This is a genomic window from Neisseria sp. HMSC078C12 (assembly GCF_001838065.1).
In the GTDB taxonomy this organism is placed as follows: Bacteria; Pseudomonadota; Gammaproteobacteria; order Burkholderiales; family Neisseriaceae; genus Neisseria.
Window position 1 is genome coordinate 130,793 of record NZ_KV835608.1, and the last position, 26,284, is coordinate 157,076.

Genomic DNA, 26,284 nt, shown 5'->3' on the forward strand with positions numbered 1-26,284 from the left:
TTATGGGCTTGAAACATTTTCTTGAAAAAATCGAACCGCACTTCCTGCCGGGCGGCAAACATGAAAAATGGTATGCCCTCTACGAAGCTGCGGCGACGATTTTCTATACATCCGGCGCAGTAACGCGCAAAGCGGCCCACGTCCGCGACGCGCTCGACTCCAAGCGCATGATGATTTTGGTGTGGCTGGCTTTGTTCCCTGCCATGTTTTACGGCATGTACAACGTCGGCGTACAGGCATTCGGTGCGTTAACGCCCGATTTGTTGCAACAAAATATCTCCAACGACTGGCATTACGCCCTTGCCAATGCTTTGGGCATCAATATGTCGTCTGAAGCGGGCGTGTTGGGCAAAATGCTGTTCGGCGCGATTTACTTCCTGCCGATTTACGCAACCGTATTTATCGTCGGCGGTTTCTGGGAAGTCTTGTTCGCCACCGTGCGCAAACACGAAATCAACGAGGGTTTCTTCGTGACTTCGATTCTGTTTGCTTTGATCGTTCCGCCTACGCTGCCGCTGTGGCAGGCCGCCTTGGGTATTACCTTCGGCGTGGTGGTTGCGAAAGAGGTATTCGGCGGTACGGGTAAAAACTTTATGAACCCTGCGCTGGCAGGCCGTGCCTTCTTGTTCTTCGCCTATCCTGCCAATATTACCGGCGACACCGTTTGGACGGCGGTTGACGGCTATTCCGGCGCAACCGCGCTGGCTCAATGGGCGGCACACGGTGCAGACGGCCTGCAAAATGCCGTTACCGGTAAATCCATCACTTGGATGGATGCGTTTATCGGTAATCTGCCCGGTTCTATCGGCGAAGTATCTACTTTGGCGCTTTTAATCGGCGGCGCGTTTATCGTGTTTGCCCGCATCGCTTCTTGGCGCATTATTGCCGGCGTGATGATCGGTATGATTGCCATGTCTTCGCTGTTTAACTTCATCGGTTCGGACACCAATCCGATGTTCGGCATGCCTTGGTATTGGCATCTGGTTGTCGGCGGCTTTGCCATCGGTATGCTGTTTATGGCGACCGACCCCGTTTCCGCTTCCTTTACCAATGTCGGCAAATGGTGGTACGGCGCGCTGATTGGTGTGATGTGCGTATTGATCCGCGTGGTCAACCCTGCTTACCCCGAAGGCATGATGTTGGCGATTCTGTTTGCCAACCTGTTTGCCCCGATTTTCGACTATTTCGTCGCACAAGCGAACATCAAACGCAGAAAGGCGCGCAGCAATGGCTAAGAAATTCGATAAAGACAGCTTCAGCGGCACGCTGATTGTAGTATTGGTTGTCAGCCTGATTTGTTCCATCATCGTTGCCGGTGCGGTCGTCGGCTTGAAACCCATCCAAGAGAAACAAAAACTCCAAGACAAACAAGGCTATATCCTGAGTGTAGCCGGTTTGATGGATAAAAACACCGACATCAGCAAAACCTTTGCCGAGCGTATCGAGCAACGCGTTGTCGATTTGGCAACCGGCGAATACGTGAAAGATGCGCCGAAAGACTTCAGCGCGCGCATCGCAGGCAAAGACCCTGCCCAAAGCATCCAAATCAAACCCGAAGACGATTTGGCAGGTATCAAGAGCCGTGCCAAATACACCGAGGTTTATCTGGTAAAAGGCGATGACGGCAAAGTCAGCCAAATCATCCTGCCTATGCACGGCAACGGTTTGTGGTCTGTTATGTACGGCTTTGTCGCCATCCAACCCGACGGCAACACCATCAACGGCATCACTTACTACGACCAAGGCGAAACCCCGGGCTTGGGCGGCGAAATCGGCAATCCGTTGTGGCAACAAAAATTCGTCGGCAAAAAACTGTTTGACGAACAAGGCAAGCTCGCCCTGCATGTCGGCAAAGGCGCAAGTTCGGACAAAGAACACGGCGTAGATGCCCTCTCCGGCGCATCGCTGACATCTAAAGGCGTGCAAGGTTCGTTCGCCTACTGGTTCGGCGAAAACGGCTATATCCCCTACCTGAACAAATTGAAATCAGCAGGAGCACAATAATGGCTGACATGAAACGCTTGAAATATTTGATGTTTTCACCCTTTATCGACAACAACCCGATTGCCTTGCAGGTTTTGGGGATTTGTTCGGCTTTGGCGGTTACCACCAAGCTTCAGACGGCCATCGTGATGGGTATTTCCGTAGCTTTGGTAACCGGTTTTTCCAGCTTCTTCATTTCTTTGGTACGCAACTACATCCCCAACAGCATCCGTATTATTGTGCAAATGGCGATTGTTGCCTCTTTGGTAACGCTGGTTGACCAACTGCTTCAGGCCTTTGCTTATGAGCTGTCCAAACAGCTCTCCGTATTTGTCGGCCTGATTATTACCAACTGTATCGTGATGGGCCGTGCCGAAGCATTCGCCATGAAAGAGCCGCCGCTGGAAAGTTTGGTGGACGGTATCGGCAACGGCGCAGGTTACGGCATGATGTTGATCATCATCGCAACCATCCGCGAACTGATCGGCTCAGGCAAGCTCTTTGGCTACACCATTTTCCAAACCGTACAAGATGGCGGCTGGTATCAAACCAACGGCTTGTTCCTGCTCGCCCCTAGCGCGTTCTTCATCATCGGTTTCTTGGTATGGGGTCTGCGCACTTGGAAACCTGAACAGGCGGAGAAATAACACATGGAACATTACTTAAGCCTCTTTGTAAAATCCGTCTTTCTGGAAAACATGGCACTTTCCTTCTTCTTGGGGATGTGTACATTTTTGGCGGTATCTAAAAAAGTATCCACTGCATTCGGTTTGGGCGTTGCCGTTACTTTCGTACTCGGCCTATCCGTCCCTGCCAACCAACTCGTTTATTCGCTGTTGAAAGACGGCGCGCTGGTTGAAGGCGTGGATTTGACCTTCCTGAAATTCATCACCTTCATCGGCGTGATTGCTGCTTTGGTGCAGATTTTGGAAATGTTCTTGGACAAATTCGTCCCTGCCCTCTACAACGCATTGGGTATCTACCTGCCTCTGATTACCGTAAACTGCGCGATTTTCGGTGCCGTATCGTTTATGGCGCAACGCGAATACAACTTCGGCGAGTCCGTTGTATACGGTTTCGGTGCAGGTTTGGGCTGGCTTTTGGCTATTGTCGCTTTGGCGGGCATCACCGAAAAAATGAAATATTCGGATGTCCCTAAAGGCCTCAAAGGCTTAGGCATTACCTTTATCGCCGCTGGCCTGATGGCAATGGCGTTTATGTCGTTCTCCGGCATCCAGTTATAAGAAAGGAATCGGCATGGAGATTATTTTAGGTATCGTGATGTTTACCGTCATCGTCTTGGTTTTGGCACTGATGATTCTGTTTGCCAAATCCAAGTTGGTGAGCGAAGGCGACATCACCATCAAAGTCAATAACGAAAAAGAGTTGACGATGCCTGCAGGCGGCAAACTGCTGGGTGCGCTTGCCAGCCAAGGTATCTTCGTTCCCTCCGCCTGCGGTGGCGGCGGCTCATGCGGTCAATGCCGCGTTGTCGTGAAAAGCGGCGGCGGCGACATTCTGCCAACCGAGTTGTCCCACATCAGCAAACGCGAAGCGCGCGAAGGCTGCCGTCTGTCTTGTCAGGTCAACGTCAAAACCGACATGGACATCGAAGTACCGGAAGAAGTGTTCGGCGTGAAAAAATGGGAATGTACTGTCATCTCCAATGACAACAAAGCCACGTTCATTAAAGAACTCAAGCTTGCCATTCCCGAAGGCGAAGAAGTTCCTTTCCGCGCCGGCGGCTACATTCAAATTGAAGCCCCTCCTCATACAGTTGCCTACAAAGACTTCGACATTCCTAAGGAATACCATGAAGACTGGGACAAATACAATCTGTGGCAATACGTTTCCAAAGTGGACGAGCCGATTTTGCGTGCCTACTCTATGGCTTCATATCCAGAAGAAAAAGGCATCATCATGCTGAACGTGCGTATCGCCACACCGCCTCCACGCGTACCCGATGCGCCTCCGGGACAAATGTCGTCCTACATCTGGTCGCTCAAACCCGGCGACAAAGTAACCATCTCCGGTCCGTTCGGCGAATTCTTTGCCAAAGATACCGATGCCGAAATGGTATTTATCGGCGGTGGTGCGGGTATGGCGCCGATGCGTTCCCACATTTTCGACCAGCTGAAACGTTTGAACTCCAAACGTAAGATTACTTTCTGGTATGGTGCCCGTTCTAAACGTGAAATGTTCTATGTTGAAGACTTCGACCAACTCGCGGCAGAGTACCCGAACTTCACATGGCACGTCGCCCTGTCCGACCCATTGCCTGAAGACAACTGGGACGGTTACACAGGATTCATCCACAACGTGGTTTACGAAAACCACCTGAAAAACCACGAAGCACCGGAAGACTGCGAATTCTACATGTGCGGCCCTCCAATCATGAACCAGTCCGTGATCAAAATGCTCAAAGACTTGGGCGTGGAAGACGAAAACATCCTCTTGGACGATTTCGGCGGCTAACCAACAAAAAGGAAGAAACTTCGGTTTCTTCCTTTTTTATTGCCAGGCCGTCTGAAAATCATACTTTCAGACGGCCTGAACCTTTCTTTTACGATACAATAAAGGCTTCAAAAAATAATCCGCAAATCCCTTATGCCGTTTCTTTCCAATTCGTTTTACCGTCCGATAATCGGTTGCACCGTTGCCATCTTTTCCGCACTCACACTCTCTGCCTGCCAACCTGAAAAACAACAACAAACCATCACCCTGCAAGGCGAGACCATGGGCACGACCTATACCGTCAAATACCTTTCAGACGGCCAAGACAAACTCCCCTCACCTGCCGAAATACAAAAACGCATTGATGACGCGCTTAAAGAAGTCAATCGGCAAATGTCTACCTATCAGACCGATTCCGAAATCAGCCAATTCAACCAGCTGCGTACCGTCAATCAGGCCATGCCCATTTCCCAAGACTTTGCCTATGTAACCGGCGAAGCCTTGCGTTTAAACAAACTGACGCACGGCGCACTGGACGTAACCGTCGGCCCTTTGGTCAACCTTTGGGGATTCGGCCCGCAAAAAGAAATCACGCACGAACCGACCGCACAAGAAATCCAACATGCTTCAGAAATGGTCGGTACGGACAAACTCAAACTTTCCCAAGACGGACAGCATCCCACACTCGCCAAAATCCATCCCGAAGTCTATTTAGACCTATCCTCCATCGCCAAAGGCTTTGGTGTAGATAAAACCGCCGCCGAACTTGAAAAACTCAATATCGGCAATTATTTGGTAGAAATCGGCGGCGAGTTGCATGGCAAAGGCCGCAATGCGCAAGGCAACCCTTGGCGTATCGGCATCGAGCAACCCAATATCGTTCAAGGCGGCGCCACTCAAATTACCATTCCATTGGACAATAAATCACTGGCCACATCCGGCGACTACCGCATTTTCCATGTCGATAAGTCAGGCCGTCGCCTTTCCCATATCATCAACCCCAAAACCAAACAACCCATCAGCCACAACCTTGCTTCCATCAGCGTAGTAGCAGAAAACGCCACACTTGCAGACGGCCTTTCCACCGGATTGTTCGTTCTCGGGGAAACCGAAGCGCTTAAACTTGCCGAGCAAGAAAATCTCGCCGTTTTCCTTATCATCCGAACTCCGCAAGGCGGCTACCATACTAAAATGTCCAGCGCATTCAAGAAATTATTAAACTAACCTTCAGGAATACACACATGAAAACCCTCCTTCTGACTTTCGGCATCTTTATCATTGTCATCCTCGGCATGGCAGTCGGCTATATTTTCTCTAAACGCACCATCAAAGGCAGCTGCGGCGGCATTTCCTCTCTCGGCATGAAGAAAATGTGCGATTGCGACACGCCATGCGATACCTTGCAAAAAGAGCTGGATAAAAAACAACATTCCGACAATCAAGGCATCAAGATCGATCATTAAGTCTTTGTTGAATGTTTATTCATAACTCAAGGCTGTTTATCCCCCATCAGGCCGTCTGAAAAACAAAAGAGCGTGATCCCAATGGATATACGCTCTTTTGTTTTGCCTCTTCCAAAGCAATCCAAAAATATCTTGCCCACCCGTTTAAATCAAAACCACTCCAAACCAATCATGAAACAAAAAGAAAAGCTCCTGCAAAACAGGAGCTTTTTCTTGGAAGAAACCGGATTATTTCAATTTAGTTTCTTTATAAATAACGTGTTTACGGGCTACTGGGTCAAATTTTTTGATTTCCAGTTTGCCAGGCATAGTACGTTTGTTTTTAGTAGTTGTGTAGAAGTGACCAGTACCAGCGCTGGACTCCAGTTTGATTTTATCGCGCATTGCAGTAATCCTTAATTAATGGTGTTTAAATTAAGCTTCGCCGCGAGCACGCAAATCAGCCAATACGACATCAATGCCTACTTTATCGATGGTGCGCAATGCAGCGTTAGAAACGCGCAGGCGAACCCAGCGGTTTTCACTTTCTACCCAGAAACGACGTGATTGCAAGTTAGGCAAAAAACGACGTTTGGTTTTGTTGTTGGCGTGTGATACGTTATTGCCAGACATCGGGCGCTTACCGGTCACTTTGCAAACTCGTGCCATGGTTAGTCTCCAAACTTCTAAAATAGTAAAACGCGATTTATACCACGAAATCCGCCTTCAGTTCAAGTCGTTTACTGAAAAAACGGAATTTGTGGAAATAAACCTTCTCAATATGTTGCATCTGCGAAACGGTATCTCGCAAAGCCTTAACTTTTCAATTATAACGGATTTCTTCAAAAAAATCATCTGTCGTTTGCGCGGTCGGTGAAATAAACAGGCCGTCTGAACATTTCAGACGGCCTGCTTGTCATCATGCTTTTTTCTTCAACGCCGCATTCAAAATGCAGCCGAGTATAAAGCAGGCTAAAGAAGGAACAACCCACCCTAAACCGATATGGTAAAACGGCAATGCGCGCTCTATGGCGGCGGCGGTGTCGGCATCCAATCCAAACGCAGCTTTATAGGCATCGAGCAAACCGACCATAAGGGCCGCCATCATGGTGCAGAAATAGACAATACGGCCGCCGCCGAACAGTTTATCCGTCAAAGCCAGCAGAATGATGACGATGGTCAGCGGATACAACAGCATCAGCATTGGAATGGAAAACTGCAAAATCGCTGAAAGGCCTTTATTGGCCAACAGGATAGACACCACCGTATTCAGTATCACAAAGACTTTATAAGAAATACCCGGGCAAAGACGGTTGAAATATTCGGCGCATGAAGTAATTAAGCCAACCGCCGTACTCAGACAAGCCAGCAGCACCATGACACCAAGCAACACAATACCGGCCGTACCGAAATAATGCTGTGCGGTTTTAGACAAAACCGACGCGCCGTTTTCCTGCAAGCCGATACCGGCCACACCTGTCGCACCCATATAGCCGATAAACAGGTAAACCACTGCCAGACAAGAAGCCGCCAACACGCCCGAAATCGTCGTGGTCTTCAGCAAATCCGCGCGGTTGTCCACGCCCATGGCGCGAACGGCATCGATGACGATAATGGCAAACACCAGCGAAGCCAGCGCGTCCATGGTGCCGTAGCCTTCCAAGATGCCTTTAACCAATGGATGCGCGGCAAAATCGCCTTGTGCAGTTTGTGGCATACCCATCGGGTTAATAGCGGCATAGCCGACCAATATTGCAATTGCCAGCAACAAAACGGGCGTAAGGATTTTACCGATACGGTCAACCAGTTTCCCCGGAGAAATCGACAGCCAATAAGTCATGCCGAAAAACACCAGACTGAATACGGCCAATGCGATGCTTTTCCAAGATTCATCAATGAAAGGAGAGATGGCGGTTTCAAAAGATACCGTTGCCGTACGCGGCATGGCAAACAAGGGGCCGATTGCCAGATAAAGCGCGGCGGCAAAAGTCACGCCGTACCAAGGCGCAACACGGGAAGCCAGCGCTTCCACATCGCGCGAGCCGGAATAGCCGACGGCAATCACGCCCAGCAATGGCAACCCCGCCCCGGTCAACAAAAAGCCGAACATTGCCGAAAGCCAGTTTTCACCGGCCTGCTGCCCCAAATAAGCCGGGTAAATTAAGTTACCTGCGCCGAAAAACAGTGCAAACAGCATCAAACCCACCGCCCATAAAGAGGCCTTGCTGCGACTTGTCATCGAATTCATCTTAAATTCTCTTTTTCCAAATACCTGTTATCGGTTTCATCGGCTTCAAGGCCGTCTGAAAGCATTTCGGCTTCGTTTGTTTCCAAACCGTCTTTCAGGCTGATTTCGATTTCGCCATAATTTTCCGACTGTACGATACGCACCAAGCCTTCTTTGGCCAGTTCCAGCAATGCAATAAAATTGACCACCACATATGCCGCGCCCTGCTCCGGCTTAAACAAATCGCTGAACTTGCTGATGCCGCTTTCGTTCAAACGGCGCAAAATCGCCGTCATCTGCGCGCGCACGGAAATGGTTTCCCGTACCACTTCATGACTGCGCGTATGCTTGGCACGCGACAAAATACCCAACCAAGCCTGCGTCAAATCGGCAACGTACACTTCCGGCAACTTCGCTTCGACCGCAATTTCCAGCGGCAAATACGCCCAAGCAAAATCACGTCCGGCGCGCGGCAACGCATCCAAGCCCTGAGCCGCCAGTTTCATCTGTTCGTAAGCCAACAGACGGCGCACCAACTCGGCACGCGGATCCGCCTCTTCATCCTCAACTTCTTCAGGACGCGGCAATAACAGGCGCGATTTAATTTCAATCAGCATTGCCGCCATCAGCAGGTATTCCGCCGCCAAATCAAACTGATATGCCTCCATTTGGGCAATATAGTGCAGATACTGCTCGGTAATCTTCACCATCGGAATATCGAGGACATCGATATTTTGCTTGCGGATAAGGTACAGCAGCAAATCCAACGGCCCTTGGAAGCTGCTCAATACCACCTTCAACGCATCAGGCGGAATAAACAAATCCTGCGGCACATCGGTAACAGGCTGACCGAACACCCACGCAACGGTATGTTCAGACGGCGTTGCGGCAGTGGAAGAAATAAGGTGTTCTGAAGGCATGGTTAAAGGGTCTTTTTCTTTTTAAGTTTAGTAAGAAGTTTCATCAACAAAAGGCCGTCTGAAACGAGGACAACCCGTTTTTAATATAGAAATCAGCGATTTTTACGATTGATTTGCAAAGAAACGATGGCGACGGCAAAGGTCTGGGCCAAGGCCATGCCCAACAGCGGCAGGCTGGCGAAAACCGTACCCGTCAGTACCGAACCAATATCTCGGGACAACACAAAACCATCCCTCGCCAGCATCGCCACCATCAAAGCCGACAACAGCAAACTTTCGCAGCCGACCAAAAACCAAATCATTTTAACCGAACGGCGTTTGCGCCATTTCATGATACCGGCGTGTACAAGGCTGAAGATCACGATAGACAGAAACGGATAAAGAAAAGTGGTGAACGGGCGGGTATAACCGCTTTGCACACACAAATAATCGCCCGGCAGCGTATTGCATTCCATCACATCGAGAAACATCGGATCAACGGCATACATCAACACGCCGAACCATACCGCATAAATCAGGCTGGCGATAAAGTAGGCTTTAAAAAATCGGCTCTTCACCATCTTCCCCTACCCCTCACTTCCGCCCTGCGATATACTCCACCGCAGCCTGCGCACAATACAGCCCAAACGAAGCCGTTACCAGCATACTCGCGCCATAGCCCGCGCAGGACAAACCTTGCGGCGCGGCATCGGTCGAACACGCTTCGCCGGATTGCGGCGGCGTAATATTCTCGGTTGAATAAACGCAAGGCACGCGCATTTTTTCTTTGGTATCGCGGCTGAAGCCGTAGCGTTTGCGCAAGGTGTAGCGCAAGTTGGAAAGCAGCGGATCGTGGGTAACGCGGCTCAAATCGGCGGTTTGAATCAACGCCGGATTTCTCTGTCCGCCCGCGCCGCCGCTGATAATAAACGGTTGTTTATGTTGCACGAAATACGCCGCCATCGCCGCTTTGACACGGATTTGGTCGATGGCATCGATGACGAAGTCAAAAGGCCGTCTGAAAAGCTCGTCCAGATTGTCTTCCGTCACAAAATCTTCGATTTCCGTCACTTCGCATTGCGGATTGATTTGGGCAATGCGTTCGCGCAAAGCGGTAATCTTTGCCTTACCGAAATCATCGGTCAAAGCGTGCAATTGGCGGTTGACATTGGATTCGGCAACATTGTCCAAATCAATCAGCGTTAAACGACCGATGCCGCTCCTCGCCAACGCCTCCACCGCCCACGAGCCGACGCCGCCGACGCCGACCACGCACACATGCGCGCGCGAAAAGCGCGCCAGCGCTTCGTCTCCGTAAAGTCTGGCAATACCGCCAAAGCGGCGCGAAGAAAGAAAAGCGGCGTCCTGCATAAGCAACCTTGTGATATATCAATAAATTAATGAAAAACGCGACAGGCGATTCGGACAGACATTATACTTGAAAGCAGATGGGCTGTTGTACCTGCCCGAAAGAGTTTATAATCGTTTCACATTCAGACAAGTTCTGATTTCATATTAAACGAAAGTGCCGCTACTCGGCGCAAAAGGAGAATGAATATGTACAAACATCTGGTTGTAGCCGTTGACGGTAGCGAGACCTCCCTCAATGCATTGAAACACGCCGCCGAACTGGCAAGCCTCAACAAAGCCCAACTGACTTTGGTTCACGTTGCCAACCCTGCCGAATACATGGCTTTGGCGCCTGAATTCCTGCAACACGAAAGCTACGAAGCCGCCGCCGTTGCCCAAGGCAACGAAGTTTTGGATTTCGCAGAAAAAACAGCGCGTGAAAACGGCGTTGAAAACATCGTAAAACACCTGTTGGTCGCCAACAAAGGCGCGCGCGAAATGGCGCAAGACTTGGTTGACTACGCCGACGAAAACGGCGCCGACCTGCTGGTACTCGGCACACACGGCCGCACCGGCCTGATGCACCTGCTGATGGGCAGCTTCGCCGAAACCGTAATGCGCCAAAGCCACCTGCCTCTGCTGATTATCCGCAGCAAAGCCGAAGAAGCATAATCAAGCATTGATTTAAAATAGCGAAAGGCCGTCTGAATATTTTTCAGACGGCCTTTTTTCACATGACAGCTTCAGCTTTTATTTCGCCATTTCTTTGAACACTTCGTGTGCCGCAGCAATGGTTTCGTCAATCAGCTCGGGCGTATGCGCGGCGGAAACAAAGCCGGCTTCATAAGCGGACGGGCCGAAGGCAACATTGCGGTCGAGCATACCGTGGAAGAAATGTTTGAAACCTTCAATATTGGAACGCGCCATATCGGCGTAGTTTTGCGGTGCATGGTTAGCAAAATACAGACCGAACATGCCGCCCACGCTGTCCGCCGTAAATTCAACGCCATGCGCTTTGGCCGCGTCGGCGATACCGTTGGCGAGGCGTTGGGTCAGGGCAGTCAGGTTTTCATAGAAGCCTTCGCGCTGAATGATTTCCAACGTTTTCAAACCGGCGGCAACCGCAATCGGGTTGCCGGACAATGTGCCTGCCTGATACACGCCGCCCAACGGGGAAATACATTCCATAATGTCTTTACGGCCGCCGAACGCCGCCAAAGGCATACCGCCGCCGATTACTTTGCCCATGGTGGTCAAATCAGGTTTGATGCCGTGCAAAGATTGCGCGCCGCCCAGCGCCACGCGGAAACCGGTCATCACTTCGTCGTAAATCAACACGGCACCGTGTTTTTCAGTCAATTCGCGCAAGGTTTTGACAAAGGCTTCAGACGGCCTAACCAGATTCATATTGCCGACAAAAGGCTCCAAAATCACACAGGCGATGTCATTGCCGCTTTGAGCAAAGGCTTCTTCCAGTTGGGCGATATTGTTGTATTCGAGTACCAAAGTGTGTTTGGTAAAGTCAGCAGGCACACCGGCGGAAGAAGGATTGCCAAACGTCAGCAGACCGCTGCCTGCTTTCACCAACAGGCTGTCGGAATGGCCGTGGTAGCAGCCTTCAAACTTGATGATTTTGTCGCGGCCGGTAAAACCGCGTGCCAGACGGATGGCGGTCATCGTCGCTTCCGTACCGGAGCTGACAAGGCGCAGCTGCTCGACCGACGGCATGATTTTGGCGATTTCTTCGGCAATGACAATTTCGCCTTCAGTCGGCGCACCAAACGACAAACCGCCCAATGCCGCTTCGCGCACAGCTTCAATGACTTCAGGATGGGCGTGGCCGACAATCGCAGGGCCCCAAGAGCCGACATAGTCGGTATAACGCGTGCCGTTTTCGTCCCAAACATACGCGCCTTCTGCCTTTTTGATAAAGCGTGGCACACCGCCGACGCTGCCGAATGCGCGCACAGGAGAGTTTACGCCGCCGGGAATAATGGCTTTGGCGCGGTTGAACAAGCTTTCATTACGGTTCATGGTCAATTCTTTCGTAAGAGGTCGTCTGAAAATCAAATTGATGCCATTTTAACACCAAATCCTTTTCAGACGGCCCAAGCTTCAAAATAAGAATCGGGCGCAAAATCAAAATTATTCTTTAAAAACAAACACTCTATCCACATTTTTCCTGCTTGTGCTATAATCCGCGACCTATTGAAACAATAAAAGAAAAGCATCATGTTACGCGGATTCATACTCAGCCTCGCCCTTTTGGCGTCCTCCCTCGTCCATGCACAACGCAGCCTGCCCGACGATATGGATGTGGCCGTCTTAAAGACTGTCGATTTACCTTATCTGAAAGTCAGCAAAGGTGGTTTTTCTTGGACGCGCCTGCTGACCTTGGGCATTGTGGACGGCAATGCGGCCAAACTGCAAATCACGCGCTTCACCAAAATCCACGATGAAAACGATCGTTTCATTCCTATGGGCCGCCTGCTGAATCAAACCGGCAAAGCCGTCGCGTTCAAATACAACGAAGAAAGCCGCCTCGTCCGCGAAATCTGGATTCTGACCGACGCTGAGGCCGACAGGTTTGCCGCTCACGCCAAAGCGCAAAAACAGGCGGAAGAATAACTTTCAGACGGCCCGGGTATTCAAAGGCCGTCTGAACCCTTTTACAACAAGCAAGTCAATCAAAACAAACCATGAAAAAAGTATTTATCCGCACCTTCGGGTGCCAAATGAACGAGTACGACAGCGAAAAAATGCTGTCCGTCCTCGCCGAAGAACACGGCGGCATCGAACAGGTTACCCAACCTGACGACGCCGACATCATCTTGTTCAACACCTGCTCCGTGCGTGAAAAAGCGCAAGAGAAAGTCTTCTCCGACTTAGGCCACGTACGTCCGCTCAAAGAGAAAAACCCAAACGTAATCATCGGCGTTGCCGGCTGCGTTGCCTCACAAGAAGGCGAAAACATCGTCAAACGCGCTCCGTATGTGGACGTGGTTTTCGGCCCGCAAACACTGCACCGCCTGCCCAAACTCATCGTCGACAAAGAAACCACCGGCCTGTCTCAAATCGACATTTCCTTCCCCGAAATCGAGAAATTCGACCACCTGCCGCCTGCGCGCGTAGAAGGCGGTTCGGCATTCATTTCCATTATGGAAGGCTGTTCCAAATACTGCTCTTACTGCGTCGTCCCTTACACCCGCGGCGAAGAATTCTCCCGTCCGCTCAACGACGTATTGACTGAAATTGCCGGTTTGGCGCAACAAGGCGTTAAAGAAATCAACCTCTTAGGCCAAAACGTCAATGCCTATCGCGGCGAAATGGAAAACGGCGAAATCTGCGACTTCGCCACTTTGTTGCGCATCGTCCACGAAATCCCGGGCATCGAACGCCTGCGCTTTACCACCAGCCATCCGCGCGAATTTACCGACGCGATTATCGAGTGCTACCGCGACCTGCCCAAGCTGGTTTCCCACCTGCACCTGCCGATTCAAAGCGGTTCCGACCGCGTATTGAGCGCGATGAAACGCGGTTATACCGCCTTGGAATACAAATCCATCATCCGCAAGCTGCGCGCCATCCGTCCTGATTTGTGCCTCAGCTCTGACTTTATCGTCGGCTTCCCGGGCGAGACCGAGCGCGAGTTCGAGCAAACCTTGAAACTGGTCAAAGACATCGCCTTTGACTTGAGCTTCGTCTTTATTTACAGTCCGCGCCCCGGTACGCCTGCCGCCAACCTGCACGACGACACGCCGCACGAAGAAAAAGTACGCCGCCTCGAAGCTTTGAACGAAGTTATCGAAGCCGAAACCGCACGCATCAACCAAACCATGGTCGGCACGGTTCAACGCTGCTTGGTCGAAGGCATTTCCAAAAAAGACCCCGACCAACTGCAAGCCCGTACCGCCAACAACCGCGTGGTCAACTTTACCGGCACACCCGACATGATCAACCAAATGATCGATTTGGAAATCACCGAAGCCTACACCTTCTCCTTGAAAGGCAAACCGGTATAAGCACACACAAACAAAGGCCGTCTGAAACTGTTCAGACGGCCTTTATCTTGGTTCGGCACGGCATTATCTGATTCATGTATTTTTATTACCCGAACAAAAGGCTTTTCAGTATAATACCGCCCGAAAATTCCCTTATCTGTTGAGAAGTTAAGGCCAAAAACCAAACTTTTTGCAGACCAATCCGACGATGCCGTCCCGCAAGCGGCTTTCCCAAAAGGAATATTTTTAAATGAGTTCTTCAAATCAAAGCGTTTTGGAACGATTGTTCAACCTGAGTGCCAATCAGACCAACGTCCGCACTGAAATCATGGCCGGTTTGACCACCTTCCTCGCCATGTGCTACATCATCATCGTCAACCCCCTGATTTTGGGCGAAACCGGCATGGATATGGGCGCAGTATTTGTGGCCACCTGTATCGCCTCCGCCATCGGCTGTTTCGTGATGGGCTTTGTCGGCAACTACCCGATCGCCCTCGCGCCGGGCATGGGTTTGAACGCCTACTTTACCTTTGCCGTCGTCAAAGGCATGGGCGTGGACTGGCGTGTGGCTTTGGGTGCCGTTTTCATTTCCGGCATCATTTTCATCCTGTTCAGCTTCTTTAAAGTGCGTGAAATGCTGGTCAACGCCCTGCCTATGGGCTTGAAAATGTCGATTGCCGCAGGTATCGGCCTCTTCTTGGCATTGATTGCGCTCAAAGGCGCAGGCGTGATTGTGGCCAATCCTGCCACATTGGTCGGCTTGGGCGACATCCACCAGCCTACCGCCCTGCTGGCGATGGCAGGCTTTGTCATGGTGGTTGCACTCGGCCACTTCCGCGTCAAAGGCTCCATCATCATTACCATTCTGACGCTGACCGCCGTCTCCACCGTCTTGGGCTTGAGCGAGTTCAAAGGCGTGGTCGGCGAAGTCCCAAGCATTGCGCCGACTTTCATGCAGATGGACTTCAAAGGCTTGTTTACCGTCAGCATGGTCAGCGTGATTTTTGTATTCTTCCTGGTTGACCTGTTTGACTCTACCGGCACCTTGGTCGGCGTTTCCCACCGCGCAGGCCTGTTGCAAGACGGCAAACTGCCGCGTTTGAAACGCGCCCTGCTTGCCGACTCAACCGCCATCGTCGCCGGTGCCGCCTTGGGTACGTCTTCTACTACCCCTTATGTTGAAAGCGCGGCAGGTGTTTCTGCCGGCGGCCGCACCGGCCTGACTGCCGTTACCGTCGGCGTACTGATGCTGGCCTGTCTGATTTTCTCGCCGCTGGTTCAAAGCATTCCTGCATTCGCTACCGCTCCCGCCCTGCTCTATGTTGGCGCGCAAATGTTACGCAGCGCGCGCGAAATCGATTGGGACGACATGACCGAAGCCGCACCGGCATTCCTGACCATCGTCTTCATGCCGTTTACCTACTCGATTGCCGACGGTATTGCGTTTGGCTTTATCAGCTACGCACTCATCAAACTCTTGTGCAACCGCACTCAAGACGTACCGCCTATGGTATGGATTGTCGCCGTGTTGTGGGCATTGAAATTCTGGTTCTTGGGTTAAACTGTTCAAAAGAACAGGCCGTCTGAAAACTTTTCAGACGGCCTGTTTTATTTTACCCAGCGTTTAAAGCTGTCGGTAAAAGATTATTTTTTCACTTTTTTAGCGGCAGGTTTAGCGGCAGCTTTCGCGCCTTTGTCCAATGCGCAGAAGCGGGTAACGATTTGATCAACCACTTCTTGTTTGCCGTTTACTTCGGTAGTACCGCGGATAGTCAGCATGTTGCCGTCAACTTTGTCCACGTTGGCTGCAGTAGCTGCTTCAGCAATCCAAGCAACGTTACCGCCCCAGAATGCGTTTACATCTTTGCTGCTGTCAGTGATACGGAACAGGTTTTCAGTTACTTGACCTTTGTATTTTACTTGAGCGGCAACAACTTCGTTGCCTTTGAAGCCGTACATGACGCTCAGAGGCTCTTTGCCGTCTTTACCGCATTTGTAGTGAACTTCTTTAGTACCGTCGATAGAGTCCACTTTCAAAGTATTAGGTACTGGAGCTTGAGCTTGTTGAGCCTGAGCTTGAGTTTGTTGTTGCGCAGTAGGAGCAGCTTTGGCTTCAGGTTTGGCTTTAGAACCGCTGCTACATGCAGTCAGGGCAACAGCCGCCAAAACGGCAGGAACGATTAATTTAACATTCATATTCATAATTGACTCCCAAATGGTTTCAATAAAAAACCGGCAAACGCCGGCTGACATTTACACATTAACAGAGATATTCCGTCTTGTCTTTATCTCAGACGGCATTTTTTAAGAAAAGTTCAAATAAATATTTTTATTCTATAAAATCAAGAAATTATAAATATGAAATCATGTAAATTCAGGTTTGGGAATTTTTAAGATAAATACTATTGTCAATAAATCGGGTTTTGACAATAGTAAAATAAGATTGAAAAGCGCATAGAAACGACAAAATTCAGGGCAATTGATTTTACACACTTCTGTCTCTTGAGTTGCCGTGAGTTTCAGACGGCCTTCAACACAAACAAGAAATGCAATAAAAAAACGCAATCTAAAACAGATTGCGTTTTTTTGAAAACTGGCACGCCCACGGGGAATCGAACCCCGGTTACCGCCGTGAAAGGGCGATGTCCTAACCGCTAGACGATGGGCGCGGATAAATCTTGTGGCGCACCCGGAGCGATTCGAACGCCCGACCCTCTGGTTCGTAGCCAGATACTCTATCCAACTGAGCTACGGGTGCATCCTCATCACTTCGCTAGTGCGCTGTGAATCAAGAAGACCGAATAATATAGGCTTTACTAAAACCTGTCTACCCTTTTCACGGATATTTTTTATATTTTTATTTAACTATTTGAAATTAAATAATATAAAATTAACGCAAAATCCCTACTCCTGACAAATCCTGCGCCATTTTGGCGGCAGAGTTATCGGTCATGCCGCCGACAAAATCCAAAATCTTCATATAGGCTTGATACAGACTGTCTTCAGGAAGAATAGGATTGTGCTTTTTCAATAATTCCAACGCCAAAGACTGACGCGTTGCCAACTGTTTTTCTGCAATCAGGGCATAAGCGGCAGGGACAAGCAAATCCAAGATAGAGCCTAAGCATGGGAACGTGGCGATTTCGGTCAAGAGTTTGGTGTGATGGCGGAAAATCCGTGTTTGCGCCAATTCTTTCGCTTTTGCCAAAGTATTTTGCACTTGCGGGCTACACAGAGCCAGCAAATCTTTGCCTTTGAATGTTCCGTCCAACAAGTCGGACTGATGCAGCATAAAGGTTTGCGCAACATCATCAATCGCCTTGCCGATCGCAATGCCGCGCAACATGGCGCAACGCTGACGGCTGGAGCTGGCGTGCCACGCGCTTTCGGCAAAGGTCAGCTCGGATAAGATACTTTCTACTTCCGTATCCGTGAGCAAATCCAATTCGACAGCATCTTCCAAGTCCAGCAAGGCATAGCAAATATCGTCGGCGGCCTCCATCAAATAAGACAAAGGATGGCGCGCCCAGCTGTCTGCTCCTGCGGAAACCAGCCCCAATTCGTCGGCAACTTGACGGATAAACGGCAACTCGGTTTGATAAATATTGAATTTTTTTCTGCCGTTCGGATGTTGCGTTGTCCACGGATACTTCAACAATGCGCCGATGGCTGCCGCAGTCAGGCGCATTCCGCCCGCCTCGGGATACATTTCAAGGCTGGCGACGATACGCAGGCTATGCGCATTGCCTTCATAGGTTTGAATGTCGTTGCGTTCCGCTTCGTTTAATGTGTTCAGATAAATTTGATGTTCAGGCCGTCTGAACCAATCACGCAAAGCATCTTCACCGGTATGGCCAAACGGCGGATTGCCCAAATCATGCGCCAAACAGGCAACCTGCACCACGGCACCAATATCGCTGGGCGTATTGCCCTGCGGCAGAAAACCGCCGTTGTGCAACATCACGCCCACGCGGTTACCCAAGCTCCTGCCCACGCTGGCTACTTCAACGCTGTGCGTCAGGCGGTTGTGCGTCAAGTCATGTTGCGCCAGCGGATGCACTTGCGTTTTTCGGCCAAGGCGGCGGAAGGCTCCGGAAAAAACAACCCGGTCGTAGTCGATGTGAAAATCTGTACGCAAGGCATCGGCACCTTCCTGAGTCGAAGGGGTAACGGTCGGCACGATTTCGCCGTTTTTGGGACGGAAGCGTTGGGTGGACAATAAGTTTTGCCAATTCATTCGGGTATTCATAAGCGTTTCCTAAAATGAAGCAAAGGCCGTCTGAAACATATTCAGACGGCCTTATGTTTATTTACCGCGCATCAATTCAAAGAAATCGTCATTGTTTTTGGAGTCTTTGAGTTTGCCCACCAAAAACTCGGTCGCTTCGATTTCATCCATCGGATGCAGGAATTTACGCAAGAGCCACATACGCTGCAACTGATCGTTCGGCACCAGCAATTCTTCACGGCGCGTACCGGATTTATTGATGCTGATGGCCGGGAACAGGCGTTTTTCTGCCATACGGCGGTCAAGGTGCAATTCCATATTGCCCGTACCTTTGAACTCTTCGTAAATCACGTCGTCCATGCGGCTGCCGGTTTCAACAAGCGCTGTCGCAATAATGGTAAGCGAACCGCCTTCTTCCACATTACGCGCGGCACCGAAGAAGCGTTTCGGACGGTGCAAAGCGTTGGCATCGACACCGCCAGTCAGAATTTTGCCCGAAGTCGGCACGACGGTATTGTAGGCACGCGCCAAACGGGTAATCGAATCCAGCAGGATGACCACGTCTTTTTTGTGTTCGACCATACGTTTGGCTTTTTCAATCACCATCTCGGCCACTTGTACATGGCGTTGCGCAGGCTCGTCAAACGTAGAGGAAACCACTTCGCCGCGTACAGAACGGCTCATTTCGGTCACTTCTTCCGGACGCTCGTCAATCAACAGGACAATCAACTCGACATCGGGATAATTGGCGGTAATGGCGTGGGCAATGTTTTGCAACATCACGGTTTTGCCAGTTTTAGGCGGCGCAACCAACAATGCACGTTGGCCTTTACCAATTGGGGAAACCAAGTCGATGGCGCGGCCGGTCAGATTCTCTTCGGCTTTGATGTCGCGCTCGAGTTTGAATTGTTCGGTTGGGAATAAAGGCGTGAGGTTTTCAAAAAGGATTTTGTGTTTGCAGACTTCGGGCGGATCGCCGTTGATGGTATCAAGGCGGACAAGCGCGAAATAGCGCTCGTTGTCTTTCGGCACGCGCACGCTGCCTTCGATGGTGTCGCCGGTGTGCAGATTGAAGCGGCGGATTTGCGTGGGCGAAACATAAATATCGTCAGGGCCGGCAAGATAAGAAGTATCTGCGCTGCGCAGGAAACCGAAGCCGTCGGGCAGAATTTCGAGTGTGCCGGAACAGGTAAAGCTGACATTCTGCTTCATCATCTGGCGGACGATGGCAAAAACGAGGTCTTGTTTGCGGAAACGGTTGGCGTTTTCAATGCCATGTTCTTCTGCCATTTCCAAAAGTTTGGAAATGTGGAGGGTTTGGAGTTCTGAAACGTGCATAGTATTGATATATTTTGGATGGTATCAGAGAGATGGCACACAGGCCGTCTGAAAGTATGAAATCGTGCCGCAGGATACGGTAGATTTTTGAGAAAGTTGAATTTTAGGCAGTTGGAGGCAGGGTGTCAAATTTTTAAATCGAACGTTGAGCCGAGACCATAATCTTACCCTGCAATAAGATTAGGGCCGGCAACAGCTTGGCAATCGCAACCCTATCGCCCAAAATCCGAGTATTTACCCAACTTCAGACGGCCCTCTGCCCGTACCGCATCAGCGTCATGCCGCCGACCGCCGCCGCGCAGCCCGCAACCAGCGAAATATGCAGCGGTTCGCCCAAGACCCACGCCGAAGACAGCACACCGAAAATCGGCACAAGCGTAATATACGCCGCCGCGCTGCCTGCACCCAAAGTCTTTACGCCTTCGAAATACCACGCATAGGCCAATACCGTCGCACCAATGACCAGCCACGCCAAGGCTGTCCAACCGCGCCCATCCATTGCCGCTATCGCCTCAAACGGCATTCCGTCCGTCCACAACGCCACCACCGACAACATCAACGCACCAATAAACGACGTTGCCGTCGTTACCGTCAGCGCATCTATCCCGCGCAAAACCGCGCGACCGATTAAGGTATAAGCCGCCCAACAGACCACGCAGCCGAAAATCAGCCACTCCCCCGCCTTGATGCCGCCCGACAATACCGTCAACGGCTGCCCTTGCGTTACCACCATAATGGCACCGCCGACCGCCAGCAGCATACCCGCCAAAATCTTCGCATTTAAACGCTCGCCGAAAAACCAAGTTGCCAACAGCAGCGTCAACACAGGGTTCACCGCCACGACCACCGCCGCCTTGCCTGCCGGCATAGTCTGCAAACCCAGCATAAAAAACACCGCATAGCCGCACACGCCGACGGAAGCAGCCGCCGTCAAACCCAGCCATTGCCGCGCCGTCAAAGCCGCCAAAGTCGTGAACCTGCTGCGCGCAAACAACCAGCCCAACAACAAAACCGAAGCCAAGACAAACCGAACCGCCCCGCCCGTCAGCGGCGGCAGCGACTGCCCCAACATCCGCCCCATTGGCCAGGACGCGCCCCACAACACCGCCATTCCCAGCAGTTTCAAATGTACAGAATAACGTTCCATCTCATCCCTTTTATCGACAAAGGCCGTCTGAAAACCCGATTTCACGTTTTCAGACGGCCTTCAATATAGCGACTGCAAACAGATTACTTAGGCTGCCAAGAATCTTTCAGCGTTACCGTGCGGTTGAACACCGGCGTGTCTTTGCTGTGGTCTTTGCGGTCGGTGACGAAATAGCCGATACGCTCGAACTGCCAACGGCTTTCCGCCGGTAAATCTTTTGCGACAGGTTCGGCGTAGGCGGTGATTTCCTTGATGGATTCAGGGTTGAGGAAATCGGTAAACGGCAGATAGTTGCCGTCTTCGCCGCGCACGGCATCGGGACGCTCGACGGTAAAGAGGCGGTCGTACAGGCGAACTTTGATTTCTGCTGCGTGTTCGGCGGAAACCCAGTGAATCACGCCTTTGACTTTTCGGCCTTCGGGATTTTTACCCAAGGTATCGTGGTCGATGCTGCATTTGAGTTCGACCACATTGCCTGCCTCGTCTTTTACCACTTCATCGCACTTGATGACATAACCGTGGCGCAAGCGCACTTCACCGCCGGGAATCAGGCGTTTGAAGCCTTTGGGCGGATTTTCGGCAAAGTCGTCGGCTTCGATGTAGATGGTTTGTGAAACAGGTACTTCGCGATCGCCCATTTCTTCGTGGTTCGGATGGTACGCGGCACGGCGGCTTTGGGTTTTGCCGGCTTCAAAGTTGGTCAGGGTTACTTTGAGCGGGTTCAAGACCGCCATCAGGCGCGGCGCGGAGTTTTCCAGCTCTTCACGAATCGCGCCTTCCAACACGCTCATGTCGACGATGTTTTCAGATTTGGAAATACCGGCGCGTTTAGCAAACAGGCGCAGGCCTTCGGGTGTGTAGCCGCGCCGCCGCATGCCGGAAATGGTGGGCATGCGTGGGTCGTCCCAGCCGGAAACATGGCCGTCTGAAACCAGTTGGTTCAGCTTGCGTTTGGAGGTGATGGAATACAAAAGCTCCAAACGGGAAAACTCGTATTGGCGCGGACGTGTGGCGTGCGGCGCAGGAATGTTGTCCAACACCCAGTCGTACAACGGGCGGTGGGCTTCAAATTCGAGCGTACACAAGGAATGCGTGATGCCTTCGATGGCATCGGAAATGCAGTGCGTGTAGTCGTACATCGGGTAGATGCACCATTTGTCGCCGGTATTGTGGTGATGGGCGCGGCGGATACGGTAGATGACGGGGTCGCGCATATTGATGTTGCCTGATGCCATGTCGATTTTCAGGCGCAGGGTTTTGCTACCGTCTGGAAATTCGCCGTTTTTCATGCGCGTGAACAGGTCGAGGTTTTCTTCGACGCTGCGGTCGCGATAAGGGCTGTTTTTGCCCGCTTCAGTCAGCGTGCCGCGGTATTCGCGCATTTCTTCGGGCGTCAAATCATCGACATAGGCTTTACCGTCTTTGATTAAGCCGACGGCGTAGTCGTAAAGCTGGTCGAAATAATTGGAAGCGAAACGCGGCTCGCCCGCCCAATGGAAACCGAGCCACTCGACGTCTTCTTTGATGGCGTTGACGTATTCGTCGTTTTCTTTTTCGGGGTTGGTATCGTCGAAACGCAGGTTGCACAAGCCGTCGTAAATATACGCCAAACCGAAGTTCAGGCAGATGGATTTGGCGTGGCCGATATGCAGATAGCCGTTCGGCTCGGGCGGAAAACGGGTTTGGATGGCTGTATGCTTACCGCTTTTGAGGTCTTCTTCGATGATGGTGCGGATAAAGTGGTTGTCCGCGAATTGGTCTTTATTCAACATAATATTTCTTTGATGGGAAAATGATTTTCTGTTTTCAGACGGCCTGGGCATTCAATCAGGCCGTCTGAAAGGAATGGAATGATGGCTTAATTGTACCCGACTTGGCTACTTTGATACAGGGTCGGCAACCTGCCACGCTACGCCGCGCTCATTTAGGGTTTTCTGCATGGCGGCGGATGGTGTGCGGTCGGTAAACAGCTTATCGAATGCGCCGATATCGCCCAGTCTGACCAAGGCATTGCTGTTGAACTTGCTGTGGTCGACGCCGAGATAGCGCACGCGGGCATTGTTCACCATTGCCTGCATGACGCTGACTTCCTTGTAGTCGTCATCCAAAAGCGAGCCATCGTTTTCTATGCCGTGGGTACTCATGATGGCATAGTCGACTTTGAATTGGTTGATGAAATCGACAGTCGCCACGCCCGTAATACCGCCGTCCAAGGGGCGGACCACGCCGGAAGCGATGATGACCGTGTAGTCGGTACGCGCCGCGGTGATGGAGGCGGCGTAGATATTGTTGGTGATAATCCGCAGGTTTTTACGCTGTCTGACCAACTCGGCGGCGACGGCTTCCATGGTTGTGCCGATGCTGATAAAGAGCGAGGCATTGTCGGGAATGGTGGAAGCAATCAGCCGGGCAATGGCGTTTTTTTCCTGCTGCTGATGGTTGCGCCGCTCCTGCCCTGCCGTTACGACTGAAACGTCGCCCAAAGACGCGCCACCGTGATAGCGTTTGAGCTGTCCGGTTTCGCTCAATTCCTGCACATCGCGGCGTATGGTTTGCGGCGTCACATCCAAATTCGCCGCCAGCTCTTCCACCGTCATGAAGTTATGTTCGCGGATAAGGGTGAGGATATGTTCGTGTCTTTGGATTTTGGGTTTCATGGCGTTTTGCTTTGCAGGGATAAACCAATGGCCGTCTGAATATTTCAGACGGCCTTTTTATTGTCAAACCGATTACATTTCGAGTTTCTGTTCCAAGCGTTCGATGCACGCGCTCAAGTGGCGGCGCATGACTTTGGTCACACGGTTGCGCTTGCCGGCCACCAATAAATCGAGGATTTCGCGGTGTTCATGGTGCGAATTGGAATTGATGGTGCGCTTTTCTTTGCGAAGCGGATCGGAAACGGCCACAATCAGTGAAGAACGTGCGCACAAGGTATTCATGATTTCAAACAGGACATCGTTGTCCAGCAACCGCGCCAATTCGACATGGAAGGCATTAGACAGTCGGTTCCAACCCACGCGGTCGCCGCTTTCGGAGGCTGCGGCCTCTTGCTCAATCATGGCGTAAAGCGGTTGCAGGCGCGTTTCCAAATCAGGCATATCGATGAGGACGCTCAAAATCATGCTTTCCATTTCGATACGCGTGTTGAACACGTCTTTCATTTCTTTCAAGTCCGGCACATGGACAAATGCGCCGCGGTTGGGCTGCAAATCGACGATTTTGTCGTGCGCCAAAAGCGATAATGCGCCACGCACGGTATTGCGCGAGCAAACCATTTGCCGGCACAGCTCGGACTCGGTCAGTTTTTTACCCGGCAGCAGCAGATGGTCGGTAATGCCGTCCAAAATCAATGCGTACACGCGGAAGAGTTCGGAATCGTGACGTTCTTCCAAAATAAGCGATGAAGTTGCAGGCGCAACGTTGGTATTATTTTCGTAATCCATAATGTTTCCCCAGTATTTGTGTTGAGGCGCAATGGCTTGCAGACCTGCATATTTCAGGGTTGGTTAAAATATAATTAAAAATTGTTGACAATGTTAAACGAAACTTGCACAATGAGGTCAACAAGCCAAGTTATAAAGGCTGATAGAGTGAGAGAAAAAGGAATAAAAAGCAAGCAGATATATTCATGTTAATGCGTGAATATATCTGCTTTTTTTGTGGGTAGCCGGTTCACGCTCCGGCTTTTTCCTTGAAAACCGCCCTATTCTGCTTCGACAATTTCGAAGCTGTGGCTCATTTTTGCCGCTTTGCCCAGCATAATCGATGCGGAGCAATATTTTTCGGCAGACATCTGTACGGCGCGTTCAATCGCGCTTTCTTGCAAATCCCGACCATACACTTTGAAGTGGATATGGATTTCGGTAAACACGCGCGGCGCGGTGTCGGCACGTTTGGCAGTCACTTCGGCACGGCAGTCGGTGATTTTTTGGCGTTGTTTCTCGGCAATCATCACCACATCGATGCTGGAACAGCCTGCTACACCCAACAACAGCATTTCCATCGGGCTGGGGCCGCGTTTGACTTCGCCTTCAGCCGCCGCGCCTTCCATTACGACGCTGTGTCCGTTTGCCGTCGTGCCGACGAAGCACATTCCGTCTATCCATTTTGAAGTCACTTGCATGGTGTGTTTTTCATCCGTAAAAGCATTAATCTGATATTGTAAACAATTCCCAGTAATAAACCTAGTCAGGCCGTCTGAAAAATACAATCCATTACAATCGGGCCGAACGCGTTATTCGTCCCGATACGCCCAATGGTTGACCGGCCCGTGCCCTGCCCCGATGCCCAAAGGATGGGAAATGGCGGCGGCAATATAGTTTTTTGCCGTTTGAACCGCCTCGGACACGCTAAACCCTTTTGCCAGCTCGGCAGTAATGCAGGCAGAAAACGTGCAGCCTGTGCCATGCGTATGCGGCGTTGGGAAACGTTTGCTGTTCAGCTCGATGGTTTCGTTCGGCGTAAACAGCCAGTCGGTGCAATATTCGCTTTGGCTGTCGGCAAGATGGCCGCCTTTAATCACCACATTTTTCACGCCCCAATCCTGAAGAATTTTGGCGGCGCGTTCCGCATCTTGGCGGTTTTCAATATTGATGCCCGTCAAGGCCTGCGCTTCGGGCAGATTGGGGGTCAAGACATCCATATGCGGCAGCAACAGGCGTTTCATGGCTTCGACGGCTGAGTTTTCCAACAACGGCGCGCCGCCTTTGGCAATCATGACCGGATCCAACACGCGTTTGCCGAAGTCGCATTCGGCGGTTTGTTCCGCCACGCATTCGATGATTTCCGCCGTACCCAGCATGCCGATTTTATAAGCGCGGATTTGAAAATCCTCCTGAATCGCGGCAATCTGCTCGGCAATCATGTCGGTCGGTATCGGATGCACCGCCGATACGCCCAAAGTATTTTGTGCGGTAACCGCTGTCAGTACGCTGGTGCCGAACACGCCGCGCATTTGAAATGTCTTCAAATCCGCCTGTATGCCTGCGCCACCGCCGGAATCGGAGCCGGCAATCGTCAGCGTTTGAATAAAAAGTTCGTCCATCGTGTCCTCCTGTTTTTCAGACGGCCTTTTGTTTATCGTTGTTGAAAGCCGTTTTGGTTTTATCCGCAAACAAAGGCGCGCCGTTTATCTTTCCGAAAGCCTTATTTGTTGTTTTACCCAAAACAAACGCATGTTCTCGGGCGGAATATCTTAACAAACAAAAGGCCGTCT

At 51.1% G+C, this 26,284-nt stretch carries 27 protein-coding genes and 2 tRNA genes; 11 read left to right on the top strand and 18 right to left on the bottom strand.

Annotated features, from left to right (window positions below; genetic code table 11):
- The first annotated feature begins 2 nt into the window (after window positions 1-2).
- The 7 genes from HMPREF2596_RS05655 (at window position 3) to nqrM (ending at window position 5,900) form a co-directional block, all read left to right on the top strand.
- A complete protein-coding gene (locus HMPREF2596_RS05655; protein WP_070850171.1) occupies window positions 3-1,235 on the top strand; it encodes an NADH:ubiquinone reductase (Na(+)-transporting) subunit B in 1,233 nt (410 codons plus the stop codon).
- On the top strand, window positions 1,228-2,004 hold the full coding sequence (locus HMPREF2596_RS05660; RefSeq protein ID WP_003748805.1) for a Na(+)-translocating NADH-quinone reductase subunit C: 777 nt from the start codon (window positions 1,228-1,230) through the stop codon (window positions 2,002-2,004). The genes HMPREF2596_RS05655 and HMPREF2596_RS05660 overlap by 8 nt, the downstream gene beginning before the upstream one ends.
- Window positions 2,004-2,630 (top strand): NADH:ubiquinone reductase (Na(+)-transporting) subunit D, encoded by a 627-nt coding sequence (locus tag HMPREF2596_RS05665; protein WP_003684313.1) that lies wholly within the window; start codon window positions 2,004-2,006, stop codon window positions 2,628-2,630. The genes HMPREF2596_RS05660 and HMPREF2596_RS05665 overlap by 1 nt, the downstream gene beginning before the upstream one ends.
- Window positions 2,631-2,633: 3 nt before the next feature.
- Window positions 2,634-3,227, top strand: a complete 594-nt coding sequence (gene nqrE, locus HMPREF2596_RS05670) for an NADH:ubiquinone reductase (Na(+)-transporting) subunit E (protein ID WP_003684365.1) — start codon at window positions 2,634-2,636, stop codon at window positions 3,225-3,227.
- A gap of 13 nt (window positions 3,228-3,240) precedes the next feature.
- Complete coding sequence (gene nqrF / locus HMPREF2596_RS05675) at window positions 3,241-4,458, top strand: NADH:ubiquinone reductase (Na(+)-transporting) subunit F (protein ID WP_003748808.1); 1,218 nt, start codon at window positions 3,241-3,243, stop codon at window positions 4,456-4,458.
- Window positions 4,459-4,590: 132 nt separating this feature from the next.
- Window positions 4,591-5,661: an FAD:protein FMN transferase gene (locus HMPREF2596_RS05680; protein ID WP_070850173.1), complete on the top strand. Its 1,071-nt coding sequence runs from the start codon at window positions 4,591-4,593 to the stop codon at window positions 5,659-5,661.
- Between the two features lie 17 nt (window positions 5,662-5,678).
- Window positions 5,679-5,900: a (Na+)-NQR maturation NqrM gene (nqrM, locus tag HMPREF2596_RS05685; protein ID WP_070590364.1), complete on the top strand. Its 222-nt coding sequence runs from the start codon at window positions 5,679-5,681 to the stop codon at window positions 5,898-5,900.
- 228 nt (window positions 5,901-6,128) lie between these two features.
- Here the strand turns inward: nqrM and rpmG are convergent, their stop codons facing one another.
- From rpmG to HMPREF2596_RS05720, 6 genes are all read right to left on the bottom strand, one after another.
- Window positions 6,129-6,284: a 50S ribosomal protein L33 gene (gene rpmG / locus HMPREF2596_RS05690; protein WP_003684373.1), complete on the bottom strand. Its 156-nt coding sequence runs from the start codon at window positions 6,282-6,284 to the stop codon at window positions 6,129-6,131.
- 30 nt (window positions 6,285-6,314) lie between these two features.
- Complete coding sequence (rpmB, locus tag HMPREF2596_RS05695; protein ID WP_002216391.1) at window positions 6,315-6,548, bottom strand: 50S ribosomal protein L28; 234 nt, start codon at window positions 6,546-6,548, stop codon at window positions 6,315-6,317.
- Between the two features lie 250 nt (window positions 6,549-6,798).
- Window positions 6,799-8,127, bottom strand: coding sequence for a branched-chain amino acid transport system II carrier protein (brnQ, locus tag HMPREF2596_RS05705; protein ID WP_070850176.1), 1,329 nt, complete (start codon window positions 8,125-8,127; stop codon window positions 6,799-6,801).
- Entirely contained in the window at window positions 8,124-9,026 is a 903-nt protein-coding gene (locus HMPREF2596_RS05710) for a segregation and condensation protein A (protein WP_070850178.1), read from the bottom strand. The genes brnQ and HMPREF2596_RS05710 overlap by 4 nt, the downstream gene beginning before the upstream one ends.
- Before the next feature lie 92 nt (window positions 9,027-9,118).
- Window positions 9,119-9,586, bottom strand: coding sequence for a hypothetical protein (locus HMPREF2596_RS05715; protein WP_070850180.1), 468 nt, complete (start codon window positions 9,584-9,586; stop codon window positions 9,119-9,121).
- Between the two features lie 13 nt (window positions 9,587-9,599).
- Entirely contained in the window at window positions 9,600-10,376 is a 777-nt protein-coding gene (locus HMPREF2596_RS05720; RefSeq protein WP_070850182.1) for a tRNA threonylcarbamoyladenosine dehydratase, read from the bottom strand.
- Window positions 10,377-10,562: 186 nt separating this feature from the next.
- On the opposite strand from HMPREF2596_RS05720, the gene HMPREF2596_RS05725 reads away from it, so the two are divergent.
- On the top strand, window positions 10,563-11,027 hold the full coding sequence (locus tag HMPREF2596_RS05725; protein ID WP_003748822.1) for a universal stress protein: 465 nt from the start codon (window positions 10,563-10,565) through the stop codon (window positions 11,025-11,027).
- Between the two features lie 78 nt (window positions 11,028-11,105).
- Here HMPREF2596_RS05725 and hemL read toward each other — a convergent pair whose 3' ends face one another.
- Complete coding sequence (hemL, locus tag HMPREF2596_RS05730) at window positions 11,106-12,389, bottom strand: glutamate-1-semialdehyde 2,1-aminomutase (protein ID WP_070850184.1); 1,284 nt, start codon at window positions 12,387-12,389, stop codon at window positions 11,106-11,108.
- 198 nt (window positions 12,390-12,587) lie between these two features.
- On the opposite strand from hemL, the gene HMPREF2596_RS05735 reads away from it, so the two are divergent.
- The 3 genes from HMPREF2596_RS05735 (at window position 12,588) to HMPREF2596_RS05745 (ending at window position 15,917) form a co-directional block, all read left to right on the top strand.
- Entirely contained in the window at window positions 12,588-12,983 is a 396-nt protein-coding gene (locus HMPREF2596_RS05735) for a hypothetical protein (protein WP_004519559.1), read from the top strand.
- A gap of 71 nt (window positions 12,984-13,054) precedes the next feature.
- Window positions 13,055-14,377, top strand: coding sequence for a tRNA (N6-isopentenyl adenosine(37)-C2)-methylthiotransferase MiaB (gene miaB / locus HMPREF2596_RS05740; protein ID WP_070850186.1), 1,323 nt, complete (start codon window positions 13,055-13,057; stop codon window positions 14,375-14,377).
- 229 nt (window positions 14,378-14,606) lie between these two features.
- Complete coding sequence (locus HMPREF2596_RS05745; RefSeq protein WP_049333916.1) at window positions 14,607-15,917, top strand: NCS2 family permease; 1,311 nt, start codon at window positions 14,607-14,609, stop codon at window positions 15,915-15,917.
- Between the two features lie 83 nt (window positions 15,918-16,000).
- On the opposite strand, the gene HMPREF2596_RS05750 is transcribed toward HMPREF2596_RS05745, so the two are convergent.
- The 11 genes from HMPREF2596_RS05750 to thiD all read right to left on the bottom strand — a co-directional run bounded on the left by HMPREF2596_RS05750 (window position 16,001) and on the right by thiD (window position 26,113).
- The gene (locus HMPREF2596_RS05750; RefSeq protein WP_070850419.1) at window positions 16,001-16,558 is read right to left on the bottom strand and encodes a hypothetical protein; all 558 of its coding nucleotides are present in this window, start codon (window positions 16,556-16,558) and stop codon (window positions 16,001-16,003) included.
- A gap of 392 nt (window positions 16,559-16,950) precedes the next feature.
- Window positions 16,951-17,025: transfer RNA gene (locus HMPREF2596_RS05755), tRNA-Glu, on the bottom strand.
- 12 nt (window positions 17,026-17,037) lie between these two features.
- Window positions 17,038-17,114 (bottom strand) — tRNA-Arg (locus HMPREF2596_RS05760).
- Window positions 17,115-17,246: 132 nt separating this feature from the next.
- Window positions 17,247-18,605 (bottom strand): deoxyguanosinetriphosphate triphosphohydrolase, encoded by a 1,359-nt coding sequence (locus HMPREF2596_RS05765; RefSeq protein ID WP_049348127.1) that lies wholly within the window; start codon window positions 18,603-18,605, stop codon window positions 17,247-17,249.
- 57 nt (window positions 18,606-18,662) lie between these two features.
- The gene (gene rho / locus HMPREF2596_RS05770; protein WP_003748836.1) at window positions 18,663-19,922 is read right to left on the bottom strand and encodes a transcription termination factor Rho; all 1,260 of its coding nucleotides are present in this window, start codon (window positions 19,920-19,922) and stop codon (window positions 18,663-18,665) included.
- Window positions 19,923-20,166: 244 nt separating this feature from the next.
- Window positions 20,167-21,069, bottom strand: coding sequence for a DMT family transporter (locus HMPREF2596_RS05775; RefSeq protein WP_070850188.1), 903 nt, complete (start codon window positions 21,067-21,069; stop codon window positions 20,167-20,169).
- A gap of 83 nt (window positions 21,070-21,152) precedes the next feature.
- Entirely contained in the window at window positions 21,153-22,841 is a 1,689-nt protein-coding gene (locus HMPREF2596_RS05780) for a glutamine--tRNA ligase/YqeY domain fusion protein (protein WP_070850190.1), read from the bottom strand.
- A gap of 105 nt (window positions 22,842-22,946) precedes the next feature.
- Complete coding sequence (locus tag HMPREF2596_RS05785; RefSeq protein WP_070836822.1) at window positions 22,947-23,726, bottom strand: DeoR/GlpR family DNA-binding transcription regulator; 780 nt, start codon at window positions 23,724-23,726, stop codon at window positions 22,947-22,949.
- Between the two features lie 72 nt (window positions 23,727-23,798).
- Window positions 23,799-24,512: a GntR family transcriptional regulator gene (locus HMPREF2596_RS05790; RefSeq protein WP_049348122.1), complete on the bottom strand. Its 714-nt coding sequence runs from the start codon at window positions 24,510-24,512 to the stop codon at window positions 23,799-23,801.
- A 260-nt stretch (window positions 24,513-24,772) separates the two neighbouring features.
- Window positions 24,773-25,192: an OsmC family protein gene (locus tag HMPREF2596_RS05795; RefSeq protein ID WP_049348121.1), complete on the bottom strand. Its 420-nt coding sequence runs from the start codon at window positions 25,190-25,192 to the stop codon at window positions 24,773-24,775.
- A gap of 111 nt (window positions 25,193-25,303) precedes the next feature.
- Window positions 25,304-26,113 (bottom strand): bifunctional hydroxymethylpyrimidine kinase/phosphomethylpyrimidine kinase, encoded by an 810-nt coding sequence (gene thiD, locus HMPREF2596_RS05800; protein ID WP_070850192.1) that lies wholly within the window; start codon window positions 26,111-26,113, stop codon window positions 25,304-25,306.
- Window positions 26,114-26,284 lie beyond the last annotated feature (171 nt).